Genomic DNA, 16,014 nt, shown 5'->3' with positions numbered 1-16,014 from the left:
ATCCGTTTGGATAGCTGTGAACCGGCTCCCGGTGCCGCCTCGCCGCGTCGTTTTGCAGCCGTTCGGCCGCAGTCCTCTGGAAGAGATCTATGAAAAGCGCAGAAATCCGTGAAGCCTTCCTCCGCTTCTTCGAAGAGAAGGGCCACGCTCGTGTGGCCTCCAGTTCGCTGATTCCCGCGAACGATCCCACCCTGTTGTTCACAAACGCCGGCATGAATCAGTTCAAGGACTGCTTTCTCGGGCTGGAGAAGCGCGCCTATACGCGTGCCACTACGAGCCAGAAATGCGTACGCGCCGGCGGCAAACACAACGATCTGGAGAACGTCGGCTACACTGCGCGGCACCATACTTTTTTTGAAATGCTCGGCAATTTCAGCTTTGGCGATTATTTCAAGCGCGACGCGATCACCTTCGCCTGGGAATTCCTAACGTCCGATAAATGGCTGAACCTGCCGAAAGAAAAGCTCTGGGTCACCGTTTACGCCAGCGATGACGAAGCCTATGAGATCTGGACAAAGGACGTGGGCGTGCCGGCCGAGCGCATGGTTCGCATCGGCGACAACAAGGGGGCGCCTTATGCCTCTGATAACTTCTGGGCAATGGGTGATACCGGGCCTTGCGGCCCATGCACCGAAATCTTTTTCGATCACGGCGAACATATCTGGGGCGGCCCACCGGGTTCGCCAGAAGAAGATGGCGACCGTTACATCGAGATCTGGAACAACGTATTCATGCAGTTCAATCGCACCGCCGACGGTGTGATGCATCCGCTGCCGGCTCCGAGTGTCGACACCGGAATGGGGCTGGAACGTATCAGTGCTGTGCTCCAGCACGTCAACTCGAATTACGAGATCGACCTTTTCCAGAGTCTTCTGAACGCCGCTGCCCAGGCCATCGGCTGCAGCAACGAGGGGCAGGCTTCGCTCAAGGTTGTCGCTGACCATATCCGTTCCTGCGGCTTCCTGATTGCCGATGGCGTGACGCCGTCCAATGAAGGCCGTGGCTATGTGCTGCGCCGTATCGTTCGTCGTGCTTGCCGTCATGGCAACAAGCTTGGCGCCAAGGGTAGTTTCTTCTACCGGATCGTCGCGGCGTTGGTCGCAGAGATGGGTGACGCCTTCCCGGAATTGAAAGCTCAGCAGGCTCACATCGAGCGGGTGCTCAAGGCCGAAGAAGAGCAGTTCGCGAAGACGTTGGAGCAGGGGCTCAAGATTCTCGAACAGGATCTGGCTGACCTGCAGGGCTCCGTGATTCCAGGCGAAGTCATCTTCAAGCTTTATGACACCTATGGTTTTCCGGTCGACCTGACTGGCGACATTGCTCGCGAACGTGAATTGACGCTCGACGAAGAAGGGTTCGAGCGCGAGATGGAAGCGCAGCGTGAGCGGGCACGTTCGGCCAGTGCCTTTGGTATGGATTACAACAATCTGGTCAAGGTCGAGGGCGAGACCCGCTTCACCGGCTATTTGGGTACTTCCGGCAGCGGCAAGGTGCTGGCGCTGTTCAAGGAAGGCATGGCCGTGCAGAGCCTGTCGGCTGGCGAGGAGGGCGTGGTCGTGCTTGACCAGACTCCGTTCTACGCCGAGTCCGGTGGGCAGGTGGGCGATTGCGGTTACCTTTCGGCGGACGGTCTGCGCTTCGATGTGCGTGACACCAGCAAGGCTGGCGGTGCGTTCCTGCACCACGGCATTCTGGACAGCGGCAGCCTGCAGGTTGGCGCGGCCGTCGAAGCCACGGTCGATGCCTCGGTGCGTCAGTCCACTGCGCTGAACCACTCTGCGACTCACCTCCTGCACGCGGCGTTGCGGCAGATCCTCGGAGAACACGTCAGTCAGAAAGGATCACTGGTCGACAGCCAGCGGCTACGCTTCGATTTCAGTCATTTCGAGGCGATCAAGCCTGAGCAGCTCAAGGCCCTCGAAGACAAGGTCAACGCCGAAATCCGCGGCAACACGGCGGTCGAGATTGAGGAAACCGACATCGAAACGGCGAAGAGCAAAGGCGCCATGGCCTTGTTCGGCGAAAAGTATGGTGATCAGGTGCGCGTGTTGACCATGGGCGATGGGTTCTCTGTCGAGCTGTGTGGCGGGACACATGTCAAGCGTACCGGCGATATCGGTCTGTTCAAGATCGTCAGTGAGGGCGGCGTAGCGGCTGGTGTTCGACGTATCGAGGCGGTCACTGGCGAGCAGGCGCTTGTCTATCTGAACAAGGCCGAGGAACAGCTTAAAGAGGCTGCCGGCCTCGTAAAAGCTACCCGCGAAAACCTGCTCGACAAGCTGGGCGCGGTGATCGAGCGCAATCGCCAACTGGAGAAAGAGCTCGAGCAGCTCAAGGCAAAAGCTGCCAGTGCTACCGGTGACGATCTTGCTGGCTCCGCTGTTGAAGTGAACGGGGTAAAAACCCTGGCCGCGCGCGTGGACGGATTGGATGGCAAGGCGATGCTGGCGCTGGCCGATCAGCTGAAGAACAAGCTTGGAAACGGCGTCGTTCTGCTTGGCGGCGTGCTGGACGAAAAAGTTGTGCTTGTAGCGGGTGTCACACAGGATCTTACCGGTCGTTTCAAGGCTGGTGAGTTGATGAAGCAGGCCGCTGCGATCGTTGGTGGTAAAGGCGGTGGCAGGCCGGATATGGCTCAGGGTGGCGGCATCGACGCGGCTCGTCTGGACGAGGCGCTTGCTATTGCCCAGCGTTTCGTAGAGCAGAGCGCGTAGCTGGGGCGCTCGGGATCGACACATCGCGTTTAAGCCGGTAGTTGCAACCGGACTTACTCGTGAGTTGCGTGCGGATCCTGGGTGAGTCTTGCGGTGCTGGAAGAATGATTAAGAAGCGCCCGTGACGGGCTTAGGCGGCTATAGATGGCTTTGATCGTACAGAAGTTTGGTGGCACCTCTGTGGGCTCGGTAGAGCGCATCGAGCAAGTGGCGGCAAAGGTCAAGAGATTCCGCGATAACGGGGACGATATCGTGGTGGTGGTATCGGCTATGAGCGGTGAGACAAATCGCCTTATCGATCTCGCCAAACAGATCAGCGACCAGCCAGTTACCCGTGAGTTGGACGTAATGGTCTCGACGGGCGAACAGGTCACCATCGCACTGCTGGCCATGGCATTGATAAAGATTGGTGTGCCAGCCGTGTCCTATACCGGCGGCCAGGTTCGCATCCTGACTGACAGCGCTCACACCAAGGCGCGCATCCTGCAAATTGATTCGCAGCAGATCAACAAGGAATTGAAGGCCGGGCGGGTCGTTGTAGTCGCCGGATTCCAGGGTGTCGACGAAGACGGCAACATCACTACGCTCGGTCGGGGCGGCTCGGACACCACGGGTGTGGCGCTCGCTGCTGCGCTGAAGGCTGACGAGTGCCAGATCTATACAGATGTCGATGGCGTTTACACCACCGATCCTCGCGTCGTTTCCAAAGCGCAGCGCCTGGACAAGATCACGTTCGAAGAGATGCTCGAGATGGCAAGTCTCGGCTCGAAGGTGCTGCAGATCCGTGCCGTGGAGTTCGCTGGCAAATACAGTGTCCCGTTGCGCGTATTACATAGCTTTCAGGAGGGTCCGGGAACCCTCATTACCCTAGATGAAGAGGAATCCATGGAACAGCCCATCATATCCGGCATCGCTTTCAATCGTGACGAAGCCAAGCTGACCATTCGTGGCGTGCCGGATACCCCAGGGGTGGCCTTCAAGATTCTCGGCCCGGTCAGCGCGGCGAATGTCGAAGTGGACATGATCGTGCAGAACGTGGCTCACGATAACACCACCGATTTCACCTTCACCGTTCACCGCAATGACTACCAAAATGCGTTGCAGGTGCTCGAGGGCATCGCCCGCGACATGGGCGCTCGTGAAGTCATTGGTGATACCAATATCGCCAAGGTATCGATCGTTGGCGTAGGTATGCGTTCCCACGCAGGCGTGGCCAGTCGTATGTTCGAAGCGCTGGCGAAGGAAAACATCAATATTCAGATGATTTCTACATCCGAGATCAAAGTGTCCGTGGTCATCGAGGAAAAATACCTTGAGCTAGCCGTCCGGGCGCTGCACACCGCTTTCGAGCTAGATGCACCGGCTGGCAAGGGAGAATAGCTTCGCTGCAGCCCGACGGATTCGCGCCTTCCGTCGATTTCGCTGGGGCCCAAGGAACTTTAGAGTCGTTTTTGCTGGTCAATAGCTGGTGAAAAGGCTCTAGATCGATGTTTCACGGAACATTATCCGTTTTTATCTTTGCAGACTGTTTACTGAATTGAATCCGTTTTAAGGAGAAAGGAATGCTGATTCTGACTCGCCGGGTCGGAGAGACCCTGATGGTGGGTGACGATGTGACTGTCACTGTGCTGGGTGTCAAAGGAAATCAAGTGCGCATTGGAGTGAACGCACCCAAAGAGGTTGCTGTCCATCGCGAGGAGATCTACCAGCGGATCCAGAAAGAAAAAGATCAAGAACCAAGCCATTAATATTTATGTGATTTTTGGCTTTGCAAGCGGGGCGAACATGGGTATCATGCGCCCCGTGTTGCGGAGAGGTGGCCGAGTGGCCGAAGGCGCTCCCCTGCTAAGGGAGTACATCTCAAAAGGGTGTCGGGGGTTCGAATCCCCCCCTCTCCGCCATTTTGCATCGTTCGTTTGTGAGTTGGTTTTGCGTTGCGGTTCGATAGTAAATCATTGAGCTAAAAGAGCTTGACCAGCAAATCCACAAACTTATAATGCGCACCCTCAGCGCACTCATAGCTCAGCTGGATAGAGTACTCGGCTACGAACCGAGCGGTCGGAGGTTCGAATCCTCCTGAGTGCGCCACATTGACGGACCACAGCGATGTGGTACGTTTTATAACCAGCGGTGATCTGGTATATCAAGCACTTTTGCACTCATAGCTCAGCTGGATAGAGTACTCGGCTACGAACCGAGCGGTCGGAGGTTCGAATCCTCCTGAGTGCACCAATTAAAAAGGGTCTGCAGCAATGCAGGCCCTTTTTGCTTTTTGCGGCATTATTTTTTGCCTCGAACGCAGCCGTTTTCGTCGAAGTTGATGGTCCGGGTCCGGCCTTGTTTGCCGTTGTAACGGTAGCGCACCTGACCGTCGCGGCTGGTTACTGTGTCGGGCGTGCCGAACGTGCTTTCGATATCCTTGCGGGTCATGCCTGAGCGAACCTGTTGCTTGATCAAGGCGTCTCGCCTTGCGCTCCCGGTTATGCGGTTGCCGCATCCATCGTCTGGTGCGCCCACGACGGTAAGTGTTCTAACTGTCTCGTTGTTGCGTGGCTTGCGCGGTGTCGCTGGATTGGCCAGGGGCACCGCTTTGCCGGAACCGGGGGTAGGGTTCTTCGCGTTCTGGGTGCGAGCGGTTTGATCGATGGCGCAGCCTTGCTGGGTGAAGGTAAGGTTGCCTTCGGCATCGCTGCAGCGATAGATCGTGGTCGCCAGCGTTGGTGTGGTTGAGAGTATTAGCGCGCAGCAGCTTCCTGCTAAAAGTCTGTTCATGGTCGTCCTCCTTGACGATTGGGCATCCCCAGCCTAGCGAATGATTTCTTTGCTCGCAGTGGTGTCTTCCTGCAACGTGAAAGCGTCGACATCGTAGGCGAATAACTCTGACGCTTCTCGCAAGCTTTTGTATTAGCTGCATTTCGCGGTCGTGCTTCGCGGTTGTGATGGTATTATCGCGTGGTCTGCCCGTTCGGGCTTCTGGATCCCTCTCATGGATTTGCCCAGTAGTCGTATACAAATTTCGTTAGCCAATCACGTATTCAATGATTGATCCCCTGGCGAGCTCCGACCGCTGGGGTGGAGTGCGCCATGACCGAAGTAGAAGCAAAAAAGCCGCAGGAAAGTCTCCAGGATCGTCTGGCGCAAGTCGTCGAGTTGCTCCATCGCCATAGGATCGTTGAAGATCTGGCGCATCGTCAAAGCCAGGACGGGCACCATCAGGATCTGGTTGATAATCTGGTGCATCGCCAGAACCTCGTCGAACTACAGCGCAAGCTGGAAGCCCTGCACCCTGCCGATATCGCTCATATCCTCGAAGCATTGCCTCTCGATGACCGCCTGACGGTCTGGCAGCTGGTCAAATCGGATCGAGATGGCGACATCCTGCTCGAAGTTTCCGACGCGGTCCGCGAAACGCTGATTGCCGACATGGACGATCACGAGCTGCTTGCCGCGGCTAAGGAAATGAACGCCGACGAGCTGGCGGACCTGGCGGCCGAGTTGCCCCGTGACGTCGTACACGAACTGATGGAGACGCTCGACGCGCAGCAGCGTGAGCGTGTCCGCTCAGCGTTGTCCTACGAGGAGGATCAGGTTGGCGCCCTGATGGACTTTGAGATGGTCACGATTCGCGAGGATGTCAGCCTCGAGGTCGTGCTGCGCTACCTGCGTCGGTTGAAGGAGCTGCCGGGTCATACCGATAAGTTGTTCGTCGTCGACTATGACGGCGTACTTAAAGGTGTACTTCCCATCAAGCGGCTATTGGTGAATGACCCGGAGCGTCACGTTGCCGAGGTGATGGCCAGTGACCCGGTGACATTTCATCCGGACGAGGATGCCTATGAGGCTGCGCAGGCATTCGAGCGCTACGACCTGGTTTCGACGCCGGTTGTGGACAAGGGAGGCAAGCTCATCGGCCGACTGACTATCGATGAGATGGTCGACCTGATCCGTGAAGAGAGCGAGAGCGAAGTACTCAACATGGCGGGCCTACGCGAAGAAGAAGATATCTTCGCCTCGGTCTGGAAATCGCTGCGCAACCGTTGGGCCTGGCTCGCAATTAATCTCGTCACGGCTTTTGTGGCATCGCGTGTCATAGGACTGTTCGACGGCTCTATCGAAAAGTTGGTTGCGTTGGCCGCGCTGATGCCGATAGTTGCGGGAATAGGTGGCAACTCCGGCAATCAAACCATCACGATGATTGTCCGGGCGATGGCGCTTGACCAGATGGGGGCGGGCACAAGTGCTCGTTTGCTGCGCAAGGAAGCGGGAGTAGGTCTGCTGAACGGCCTGATATGGGGTGGGGTTATTGGTATCGTAGTGTATTGGCTCTATGGGAGCTGGTCGCTAGGTGTAGTGATGACTGCAGCGATGACTCTGAATCTTTTGTTAGCGGCTTTGATGGGCGTCCTGATTCCGGTGACTTTGGCGCGAATGGGTCGAGACCCGGCGATGGGTGCCAGCGTCATGATTACGGCTGTAACCGACAGCGGTGGTTTCTTCATCTTTCTCGGGTTGGCGACTATTTTTCTCCTCTGATTCCTTCCGTCTGCGTCGACCTGACGTTTGCCTTGCGCCTGTTGTTCGGGCTACTGTTCGGAGGCTTCGCGCTAGCGAAGCCTCCGAATCGAAGCGAATAACAAGCGGCCCGAGCTGCTGATTGAAAGGGAATCCCGATGACCCCCAGCGAACTCCTGCTCGAAGGCGTCGAACTTATGCTGTTCGGCTTAGGTTCCGTTTTTATCTTCCTCGTTTTGTTGATTGTCTGCATTCGCCTGATGTCTTCCATGATTGGCCGCTTCGACAATGCGCCAACTGCTCAGCCGGCCCTCAGCCAGGCCGCTGATGCCGAAATGGACGCAGATATCGTTGCGGCGATCCAGGCCGCTATTCATCAGCACCGCGCTCGTCGTGGTTGATCTATAACAGGGAGTTCTCGCCATGACCTCTGCCAAACAGCCGCTCGGCATTACCGATGTGGTGCTTCGTGATGCTCACCAATCCATTTTGGCCACTCGCGTGCGGCTCGAAGACATGCTCCCCATCGCAAGCAAGCTGGATCAGGTCGGGTTCTGGTCTGTCGAGTCCTGGGGTGGCGCGACCTTCGATGCATGCATCCGCTATCTTGGCGAAGATCCATGGGAGCGAATCCGTGAGCTGAAGAAGGCGATGCCCAATACCCGCCAGCAGATGCTTCTGCGGGGCCAGAACCTGCTGGGTTACCGGCATTACGCCGACGATGTGGTGGAAAAATTCGTCGAGCGGGCGGCGGTCAATGGTGTCGATGTGTTCCGCGTCTTCGATGCAATGAATGATCCCCGTAATCTTGAAACCGCGCTAAGAGCAGTGAAGCAGCAGGGCAAGCATGCCCAGGGTACGATTTCCTATACGACCAGCCCTGTACATACGTTGGAAATGTGGATCGACCTGGCCAAGCAGATCGAAGACATGGGCGCCGACTCGGTAGCGATCAAGGATATGGCAGGTATCCTGGTACCCTATACAGCTTATGAGCTCGTTTCTCGCCTGAAAGCCAGCTTGGCCATTCCGATTCACATGCAGTGTCATGCGACGGCGGGCCTGTCGACGGCTGCGATTCTCAAGGCGGTGGAGGCTGGTATCGACAATGTCGATACCGCTATCTCCTCGCTATCGATGACGTACGGTCATTCTCCGACTGAATCGGTCGTGGCTATCTTCCAGGGCACCGAGCGTGACACCGGGCTCGATCTGAAGTTGCTCGAGGAAATCGCTGCGTACTTTCGTGAAGTGCGCAAAAAATACGCTAAGTTCGAGGGCACGCTCAAGGGCGTCGATTCACGGATACTCGTAGCGCAGGTGCCGGGCGGCATGCTGACCAACATGGAAGGCCAGCTGAAGGAGCAGGGCGCTCTGGGCAAGTTCGATCAGGTTCTGGCGGAGATTCCTCGTGTCCGAGAAGACCTGGGCTTCATTCCACTGGTCACGCCGACCTCACAGATCGTTGGGACTCAAGCGGTAATCAACGTGCTCACGGGCGAGCGCTACAAGTCCATCACAAAGGAAACCGCTGGCATCCTGAAGGGCGAATATGGCTCCGCGCCGGCCCCGTTCAATCCTCAGTTGCAGCAGCGCGTGCTCGAGGGTGCGGAGGTCATCACTTGCCGTCCCGCGGATTTGCTACAGCCGGAAATGGATAAGCTGACCGCTGAGTTGAAAGCACTGGCTGAAGAAAAGCGCATCAAGCTGGCCGAGAACGAAATTGATGACGTTCTCACCTATGCCTTGTTTCCGCAAATTGGTCTGAAATTCCTCGAAAATCGCGGCAATCCGTCAGCTTTCGAACAGGTACCGACCGGCAAGGAGCAGGCGCCGCGTGAAGCGAACGCATCTGAGATCTATACCGTAGAAGTCAACGGAAAGTCATTTGTCGTTCGGGTCAACGAAGGCGGCGACGTCGAAGGGATAAGGCCGGTAGAGGGAACGCCAGGCGCAGCGCCTGCGGCCGCTTCTGCGCCGGCAACCGGGAAAGGCGAGCTTCAGGCGGCCCCGTTAGCCGGCAATATCTTCAAGGTATTGGTACAACCTGGGCAGGTGGTTCAGGAGGGCGATCTGGTGATCATCCTTGAAGCGATGAAAATGGAAACGGAGATCCGTGCATTCAAAGCTGGAACCATCGCAGCTGTGAACGTAAAGGTCGGCGATGCGGTGTCGGTAGGCGATAGCCTGCTGATTATCGCTTGAGGAGCGCTAATGGATAAGTTGCTCAAGCTGTGGCATAGCACCGGTCTCTATCACATCGAACCCGGCCAACTCCTGATGATTGTGGTGTGCCTGGCGCTCATCTATCTGGCAATTCGCAAGGGGTTCGAGCCCTTGTTGCTGATCCCGATTGGGTTTGGCGGTGTACTCGCCAACATCCCGGTCGCCAATATGGCCGAGGGTGCCGGCATCCTGAACCTGTTTTATGAAGTTGGTTTGCCGACCAGTGTGTTTCCGCTGTTGATCTTCATGGGTGTCGGGGCCATGACGGACTTCGGGCCAATGCTGGCGAACCCCAAGACACTGCTGCTTGGCGCCGCTGCGCAATTCGGCATCTTCGCTACCTTGCTTGGCGCATTGTCGCTCGCGGCGATGGGCATTCCGGGAATGGAGTTCACCCTTAGCGAAGCCGCATCGATTGCTATCATTGGTGGAGCAGACGGCCCGACATCTATCTTCGTTACCGCCAAGCTCGCGCCGCATCTGTTGGGTCCGATTGCCGTGGCGGCCTATTCGTATATGGCGCTAGTGCCCCTCATACAGCCGCCTATCATGCGAGCGCTGACTACCAAGGAAGAGCGCGCTATTGTCATGACGCAGCTTCGTCATGTGGGGCAGGCAGAAAAGACCGTCTTTCCACTCATGCTTGCGTTATTGGTCGGGTTGCTGCTGCCTGATGCCGCGCCGCTGGTTGGCATGTTTGCTTTCGGTAACCTGTTGCGTGAATGCGGGGTTGTGGATCGTCTGGCAGACACCTCGCGTAATGCGCTGATCAACATCGTGACCATTGCTCTGGGGTTGACTGTCGGTTCCAAGCTTTCCGCTGAAGCATTCCTCCAGGTCAAGACGCTTGGAATACTCCTGCTTGGCATGGTTGCGTTCTGCGGCGGAACGGCTGCAGGGGTTTTGATGGCGAAGGTGATGAATATGTTCAGCGCGAACAAGATCAACCCACTTATCGGCTCGGCAGGCGTATCGGCAGTGCCAATGGCGGCCCGTGTGTCCAACAAGGTTGGACTTGAGGCGAACCCACAAAACTTCCTGCTGATGCACGCTATGGGGCCGAACGTGGCCGGTGTGATCGGGTCAGCCGTTGCGGCGGGGGTTCTGCTTAGTTTCGTGGGCTAGCTGCGCTGGGAGCCAGCGAAACAGCGCATCGACCCGGTCCTGTTTGGGCGCCTGTGTCCATGTCATGGATGCAGGCGTTTCGGTGGGTTCTTGCGAGCCGACCATCCTTTATGAGACACGAATATCGGCACGAGCCGTTACTCGCCAAGCGGCCTCGCCCCGACATCTATCGGAGCGATGGCTCATCGCTAGCAGCAGGGGTAGAGCTCACTCGTCGTCTTTTGCAGCTTCAGTATCCTGAGCAATGAGTGCGATCAGAGCATTTTGCTGCCGATGCGCTAGCTGGCGGAAGCGCTGTAGCAGTTCGCGCTCGTGCAGTGTCAGTTCAGGGCTGTCGAGGCGCATGGCCGAATCATCATCGAGCGCGCCTTCTTGCAGGAGACTCTGCTCCAGGCGGGCGATGATTTCCGAGTTCATGCTGCGGTGATGGTTGCGTGCAACCTCAGCGATACGCTCCCGCATTCCGTCTGGGAGCCTGACCACAAATTTGTCAGCCGTGCGGCTGGAATAAACTGCCTGCTTCATTGGGCGCATAATAAACCGGATAGTCAGTGGGCGATGGTGGCTTATTGCCGTTCTAGTCACCGGTCTGACACCAAACAGCACATGCTGTTCCACAACCCGGGAAAAAGATACTAGGCGGCTTAATGGCGTCAATTGTACGACGACAAAAGCGATAGTAAAGGCGGGGGTGGTGGCATATCGCCTGTATTGTGATCTGCCGCTTATCTTGACGCGCTGGGGCGCTAGCGCAGTATCGGGTCGAACTTGATTCGCCGACCAACCACTAATGAAACCGTGAACAAGACCGCGAAGAGGGCTACACCGCCTTTAGCCAGAGTGCTCCATGCCTCAGGAAGGCTCGTTCCGATGCTCAAGGCGCCGCATAGCAGACCCATCACGAAAAATACGTATCCATATACTGACATCTTCTATCTCCTATAGAACGAGTAGGCGTCACAGCCAGTCGTTAAAAAACCCAACGTTGGGGCTGTACAGGTTGGATTGGTGCGCTCCCGCTGATTGTCTTAGGCGCAACAAGGACTTGGTGGGTAGTCACGTGGGTCTGATGACGATCGGTCTTTTCCGGGGATGCCTTTGGCATGTCGTTCAAAAGCGGGATCGCAACAGCAGCCAGCAGTGCAGTGCTGAAAAGATGAGCTGGGCGTAGCATCGGCGTCTCCTTCGCGTAACGTGTCACTACTTAAGCATCTCCCATGCCATTGCTGGCGTGCAAAAAATGTCTTAAATATCAGCAGGTTAGATGGTTTGTCGATAGCTCGCTCATGCGGATTGCAAGATTGCACGCATCTCGGTCATGCAAAACGCAATGGTGCCTGTTTGGCGCTTAACCCTGGCGGCTTGCCAGGTTGCGGTAGGTCAGCATGACAAACGGATCAATGCCCGCTAACATGCTGCCGCCTCAACGTCCCAGTAGCTCAATTGGATAGAGCATCCCCCTCCTAAGGGGAAGGTTGTGAGTTCGAACCTCGCCTGGGACACCATCCTTGCCCGGCTGACCTCGTCGCCAGGTTTCAGCACCGGTTTCGTTACTCTTCTCTCCCTCCATACCTCGCTGGGTTGGCGTTGATGCCAGTGCCGTTAATGCATGGGCTTTGTTTCAAGCTCCGTTGGGTTTGTCAGCGCAAAAGCCACGAATGAAATACAGGTATGGCAAAGGTCTATTGCGTCACCATCGGCACTTAGCCAAGGGGGAGGAGCGCAGGGTTTCGGGATAGGTTTAGGGCGTAGAAGTCCCGGCTGAATGTAGCCATCGCCATTGTTCATCAGGGCTGATCCGAAACCAGCCGATGGGCGATTTTCGCTTCGACGAACGAGCCAGGCGGTCAGTGTGTGCGCTGATCGTCGGAGCCCAGCGTCCACTCTTTGCTGAGATGGACGCTGGCCTTACTGGCTACACAAACAATTGTGGCAGTTCACCCCGCGGAAGCCGGTTACGGCCCTGTAGCTGTTCCAGGCGAAGCCTCCACTCGGCCCGAGGCAAAGCGCTGCGAAAAGGTCCCTCGCTTTCAGGTGTTGTCGCTGCGGCTTTATGTATTTTTGCTGCGGCCCTTAGCTCAGCCAGGGTCGGTGTTTTCTGCATCGGTTCTCTGGCCTGCTTTTCTACGGAGCGGCGACAGAGTTTGCATGTCACATGCTCGATTTCTTTAGCGCTACTTATGCTGGCGCCGGTGCGCCCACATGCAACATTACTTTGGGACGCTAGATAGTGGATGACCAACGTTTGTCTCCTGCGTTTTCGGGCGCGGGATTCTACACAGTCATCAAAAACGAAGGTGGGAAAATGATCCGGGCAGAGTGAATCGGGCTGTCGCAGTACTTCTCCGTCAGGGTAATGCCCGCAGCTTGTGCTTGATCCGCTCTGCTAATGGTTGCGACTAATGCCAATCCAGCCGTTTTGTCGATGAGGCTATGGCGGGAGGCAGCCTCACCAGACGACACTCGACGCGTGCGGAAGGCTTGCTGCTCGAAACTGACTGATTTTGCCGCACAATCCCTGCCACCATTTTGTACGAGGACCGAGTCGATGCTGGAAGTGCGCCGCTATGCCCCGCAGGACTTGTATAACGTCATCGATGTGTTCATCCAGGCAATCCGCCAGATTGCCAGCGCCGATTATGATCCCGAACAAATCGAGGCTTGGAGCCAGGCAGATCCGGATGTCTGGTCGCAACGCTGCGAAAGCCGTCCGACATGGGTGGCTGTAATCAACCAGATTGTTGTTGGTTTCACTGAGTTCGAGCAGGACGGTCATCTCGCCATGATGTACGTCCACCCGCGTTACGCCGGGCAGGGCGTGGCGAAAACCCTGCTTAGAACCGTAGAAGCCTACGCTAGAGACGCGGTAATTTCTTGCATCTTCGCGGAAGCCAGCATCACGGCGCGTCCATTTTTCGAACGCAACGGTTTTGAACTCGTCGAGCGCGAGCAAGTAATGCGAAACGGGCAGCTTTTTGATCGATTCAAAATGCGCAAGCAGTTCCCAGACGGGGCGCGTGATTTAGCACCACAACTCAGCGCCGATGTCTGCGAAGCGCATCGCGTTGCAGCCATGCCTTTAGCAAACCGCGTGAAATTAGAAGAGAGTGTCATCCTGGCTGATGATTGGTCTGTACTCAGAAAAAACACTTTCAGCTATCTGCGCAACGATGGCACGTGGCAACGCCAGAGCCGCGAAACCTACGATCGCGGCAACGGCGCAACGATGCTGCTGTACGACCTTGACCGGCGTACCGTGCTGCTGACCAAGCAATTCCGTTACGCGGCGTTCGTCAATGGACACGACGACCTGCTTATCGAGACCCCTGCAGGCTTGTTGGATGCCGCTAGCCCGGAATCCCGTATCAGAGCCGAAGTTGAGGAGGAAACGGGATACAAGGTTAAAGAGGTGCGCCAGATCTTCGACGTGTTCATGAGTCCAGGGTCAGTGACGGAGCGGCTGTACTTCTTCGTTGGCGCCTATTCTGCAGGCGACCAGGTTGCCGAGGGCGGTGGCATCGTTGAGGAAGGAGAGGACATCGAGCGGCTCGAGCTTACGATCGACGAGGCGCTGAACATGATAGAGAAGGGCCAGATCAAGGACGGCAAAACGATTATGCTTTTGCAATACGCAGCGCTGTACCTATTCAAGAGCTAGCGGGCTGAGCTTGAACAGGACTGGAATAAAAACCGAGTTGCCATGTTCAGGATCGGTTGGCAATGGCTTGTCGTGTCAGGTAAAGCGACCACCAGTTTGGTCGCGGCGCGCCTCACGTTGCAACTGATAGACAAACCGTTCGATTTGCCGTTGCGTCAGTCCGCTGATGCGATAAAAGCGCATTCCGCAGAAGGTAAGATCAAGTTTCTCATCGAACACGACGTGTCGTAGCTCGGCGGCGGTTGTCACAACGCCGAAAGGTAACTCCAGGCGAAGCTGATCATAAACCTGCCCTGACTGGAGGCTGGCTTGAAAGTTGCCTCGAAAGCTCAGTTTGCAGCCAGTGGCCGACATGTCCAGCACGTTGCCAACCAGCTGTTTCTTGATCGCCTTGCCGCTCAGTCCGGCAGCAATGGGCTGTCCATTGAGTGTTGCGCGATAGGCGTTGCGCCGCTGGTGATAGAGGATCTCGTTGGGCAATGGAATCCAATAACAGCGTGCGTCGTTCAGTTCGCCAAGATGCACCGGGTGGGTATTGTTCCAGGCGATGCGCGCGCCTTCGTAGAAACATTCAACCTGAAACGATTCGCCAGATGCGATTAGGCGCTCGCCATCGTTAGGTATCAGCTCGTCTAGCGCCAGCCAGCCTTTCTCGCGGTTAATTTCTACCAGAAAGGTCTGGTAGCGTTGAGCGCGGTCGGCAAAACGAACCAGCAGTGGCGTGTGATTTTCCAGCAGTGGTCGTAGATTTGCTTGGACTTCAGCGGCAGTCTTGAGTAACTGGGGAGGCTGAGGGCCTTCACCCTCGGCGAACGGACTGGACACTTGGCGTTGCTCTCCGGCATATGACGACGTCAGCTGAATAATAGCATTTTGACATCATCGAGCTGCGTATGTCAGGCCTGGCTGAGCGGGCGATTATTGCTGCTTTTGGCGGCGCTTCCGCGACGGTCATACAAGTCGGGGGTCTGATTGCTACCCTGCAGTATCTTCAGCATGCTTCCCACAGCACTCTGATTAGCTCGGATAAGCTTGCCGTTACGATCATTAGCTTTGCGGCAGTCAGCAAGAATATCGTCCAACTGTTCCGCCTGGAGCAGAATGTCTTGGCCCACAGCCGAACCCGCAGCAAACGTAGCCAAACCTTCACGGTCGGCGCCGAGCTGTGCTTTGGCAAGGGTCTGGGTGCGCAAGGCGCTGTGTTGACCCAGCAGCGCCAATAACGCCTGCTTTTGATTGAGCAGACGTTCCAGCTCACCCAGGTTGCGTTCGGCAAGCGCCTGGTATTCCGCGTCGGTTAGTTCTCGTAACGCTCGGGCGGTGCCGATGTCGTCAACGAGCTGCTGGAGCAATTCGGTATCCTGCATGGTGCCCTCTGCTGCACTCTGGCCTGCGCAACTAAAGCCAGTTTTAGCGTTGACTTTCGAACGCCAACAACTTCGACGCAACTCGCTGACTGTCGACCTGGTAGCTGCCGTCGGCAATTGCCTGCTTGATCTGAGCTACGCGTTCCTGGTCGACGACGGGCTGTTGGCCAAGCTTCTCGGTGGTCTGCTGAAGGCGCTGGGCTTCCGCGCTTAGTTGAACGCTTTCGCCAGATGCCGGTGTACTGCCAATGCTTTTAACTTCGTCAGCGCGCGGAGCCTGTGCTGCCGGCCGCTCAGTATTTTGAACGTTGCTGCTACGCCCGGTGCTCGGTGTATTGACGGCGCTATTGGGCCGATTGAAATCGATAGCCATGATCGAAACCTCGAATAAGTCAGGACGCTTGCCTGCTTT

14 protein-coding genes and 4 tRNA genes are annotated in these 16,014 nt (G+C 56.5%); 12 read left to right on the top strand and 6 right to left on the bottom strand.

The genetic code is table 11. The features are described from left to right. Positions 1 to 89 precede the first annotated feature (89 nt). The 6 genes from alaS to JQR87_RS12560 all read left to right on the top strand — a co-directional run bounded on the left by alaS (position 90) and on the right by JQR87_RS12560 (position 4,946). Positions 90 to 2,714, top strand: a complete 2,625-nt coding sequence (gene alaS, locus JQR87_RS12585; RefSeq protein WP_407296661.1) for an alanine--tRNA ligase — start codon at positions 90 to 92, stop codon at positions 2,712 to 2,714. A gap of 144 nt (positions 2,715 to 2,858) precedes the next feature. Then, entirely contained in the window at positions 2,859 to 4,094 is a 1,236-nt protein-coding gene (locus JQR87_RS12580) for an aspartate kinase (RefSeq protein WP_407296663.1), read from the top strand. Between the two features lie 182 nt (positions 4,095 to 4,276). Then, complete coding sequence (csrA, locus tag JQR87_RS12575) at positions 4,277 to 4,462, top strand: carbon storage regulator CsrA (RefSeq protein ID WP_003283978.1); 186 nt, start codon at positions 4,277 to 4,279, stop codon at positions 4,460 to 4,462. Positions 4,463 to 4,524: 62 nt separating this feature from the next. Further along, positions 4,525 to 4,615, top strand: a tRNA-Ser gene (locus tag JQR87_RS12570). 110 nt (positions 4,616 to 4,725) lie between these two features. Then, positions 4,726 to 4,802, top strand: a tRNA-Arg gene (locus JQR87_RS12565). 67 nt (positions 4,803 to 4,869) lie between these two features. Continuing rightward, positions 4,870 to 4,946: transfer RNA gene (locus tag JQR87_RS12560), tRNA-Arg, on the top strand. Between the two features lie 48 nt (positions 4,947 to 4,994). On the opposite strand, the gene bamE is transcribed toward JQR87_RS12560, so the two are convergent. Then, positions 4,995 to 5,486: an outer membrane protein assembly factor BamE domain-containing protein gene (gene bamE / locus JQR87_RS12555; RefSeq protein ID WP_407296668.1), complete on the bottom strand. Its 492-nt coding sequence runs from the start codon at positions 5,484 to 5,486 to the stop codon at positions 4,995 to 4,997. A 312-nt stretch (positions 5,487 to 5,798) separates the two neighbouring features. Here bamE and mgtE point away from each other — a divergent pair, with 312 nt between their 5' ends. The 4 genes from mgtE (at position 5,799) to JQR87_RS12535 (ending at position 10,577) form a co-directional block, all read left to right on the top strand. Continuing rightward, the gene (mgtE, locus tag JQR87_RS12550) at positions 5,799 to 7,247 is read left to right on the top strand and encodes a magnesium transporter (RefSeq protein WP_407296672.1); all 1,449 of its coding nucleotides are present in this window, start codon (positions 5,799 to 5,801) and stop codon (positions 7,245 to 7,247) included. Between the two features lie 137 nt (positions 7,248 to 7,384). Beyond that, positions 7,385 to 7,627: an OadG family protein gene (locus JQR87_RS12545; protein WP_407296675.1), complete on the top strand. Its 243-nt coding sequence runs from the start codon at positions 7,385 to 7,387 to the stop codon at positions 7,625 to 7,627. A gap of 22 nt (positions 7,628 to 7,649) precedes the next feature. After that, the gene (gene oadA, locus JQR87_RS12540; protein ID WP_407296676.1) at positions 7,650 to 9,431 is read left to right on the top strand and encodes a sodium-extruding oxaloacetate decarboxylase subunit alpha; all 1,782 of its coding nucleotides are present in this window, start codon (positions 7,650 to 7,652) and stop codon (positions 9,429 to 9,431) included. A 9-nt stretch (positions 9,432 to 9,440) separates the two neighbouring features. Then, positions 9,441 to 10,577 (top strand): sodium ion-translocating decarboxylase subunit beta, encoded by a 1,137-nt coding sequence (locus JQR87_RS12535; RefSeq protein ID WP_407296679.1) that lies wholly within the window; start codon positions 9,441 to 9,443, stop codon positions 10,575 to 10,577. A gap of 207 nt (positions 10,578 to 10,784) precedes the next feature. On the opposite strand, the gene JQR87_RS12530 is transcribed toward JQR87_RS12535, so the two are convergent. Both JQR87_RS12530 and JQR87_RS12525 read right to left on the bottom strand, forming a co-directional pair. Further along, positions 10,785 to 11,111 (bottom strand): Arc family DNA-binding protein, encoded by a 327-nt coding sequence (locus tag JQR87_RS12530; RefSeq protein ID WP_407297718.1) that lies wholly within the window; start codon positions 11,109 to 11,111, stop codon positions 10,785 to 10,787. 212 nt (positions 11,112 to 11,323) lie between these two features. Continuing rightward, on the bottom strand, positions 11,324 to 11,476 hold the full coding sequence (locus JQR87_RS12525) for a PA3371 family protein (protein WP_434157908.1): 153 nt from the start codon (positions 11,474 to 11,476) through the stop codon (positions 11,324 to 11,326). A gap of 529 nt (positions 11,477 to 12,005) precedes the next feature. On the opposite strand from JQR87_RS12525, the gene JQR87_RS12520 reads away from it, so the two are divergent. Both JQR87_RS12520 and JQR87_RS12515 read left to right on the top strand, forming a co-directional pair. Beyond that, positions 12,006 to 12,082: transfer RNA gene (locus tag JQR87_RS12520), tRNA-Arg, on the top strand. 1,043 nt (positions 12,083 to 13,125) lie between these two features. Then, positions 13,126 to 14,235, top strand: coding sequence for a GNAT family N-acetyltransferase (locus JQR87_RS12515; RefSeq protein ID WP_407296684.1), 1,110 nt, complete (start codon positions 13,126 to 13,128; stop codon positions 14,233 to 14,235). A gap of 75 nt (positions 14,236 to 14,310) precedes the next feature. Here the strand turns inward: JQR87_RS12515 and JQR87_RS12510 are convergent, their stop codons facing one another. From JQR87_RS12510 to flgM, 3 genes are all read right to left on the bottom strand, one after another. Beyond that, positions 14,311 to 15,060: a flagellar brake protein gene (locus JQR87_RS12510; RefSeq protein WP_407296687.1), complete on the bottom strand. Its 750-nt coding sequence runs from the start codon at positions 15,058 to 15,060 to the stop codon at positions 14,311 to 14,313. Between the two features lie 71 nt (positions 15,061 to 15,131). Continuing rightward, positions 15,132 to 15,602 (bottom strand): flagella synthesis protein FlgN, encoded by a 471-nt coding sequence (locus JQR87_RS12505; protein ID WP_407296690.1) that lies wholly within the window; start codon positions 15,600 to 15,602, stop codon positions 15,132 to 15,134. A 43-nt stretch (positions 15,603 to 15,645) separates the two neighbouring features. Beyond that, positions 15,646 to 15,975, bottom strand: coding sequence for a flagellar biosynthesis anti-sigma factor FlgM (gene flgM / locus JQR87_RS12500; RefSeq protein WP_407296692.1), 330 nt, complete (start codon positions 15,973 to 15,975; stop codon positions 15,646 to 15,648). Between the last annotated feature and the right edge of the window lie 39 nt (positions 15,976 to 16,014).

Source organism: Stutzerimonas stutzeri, from assembly GCF_051028275.1.
GTDB classification, from domain to species: Bacteria; Pseudomonadota; Gammaproteobacteria; order Pseudomonadales; family Pseudomonadaceae; genus Stutzerimonas; species Stutzerimonas stutzeri_AS.
The sequence above is the reverse complement of the archived record's forward strand: the minus strand, read 5'-3'. Positions and strand labels throughout refer to the sequence as shown.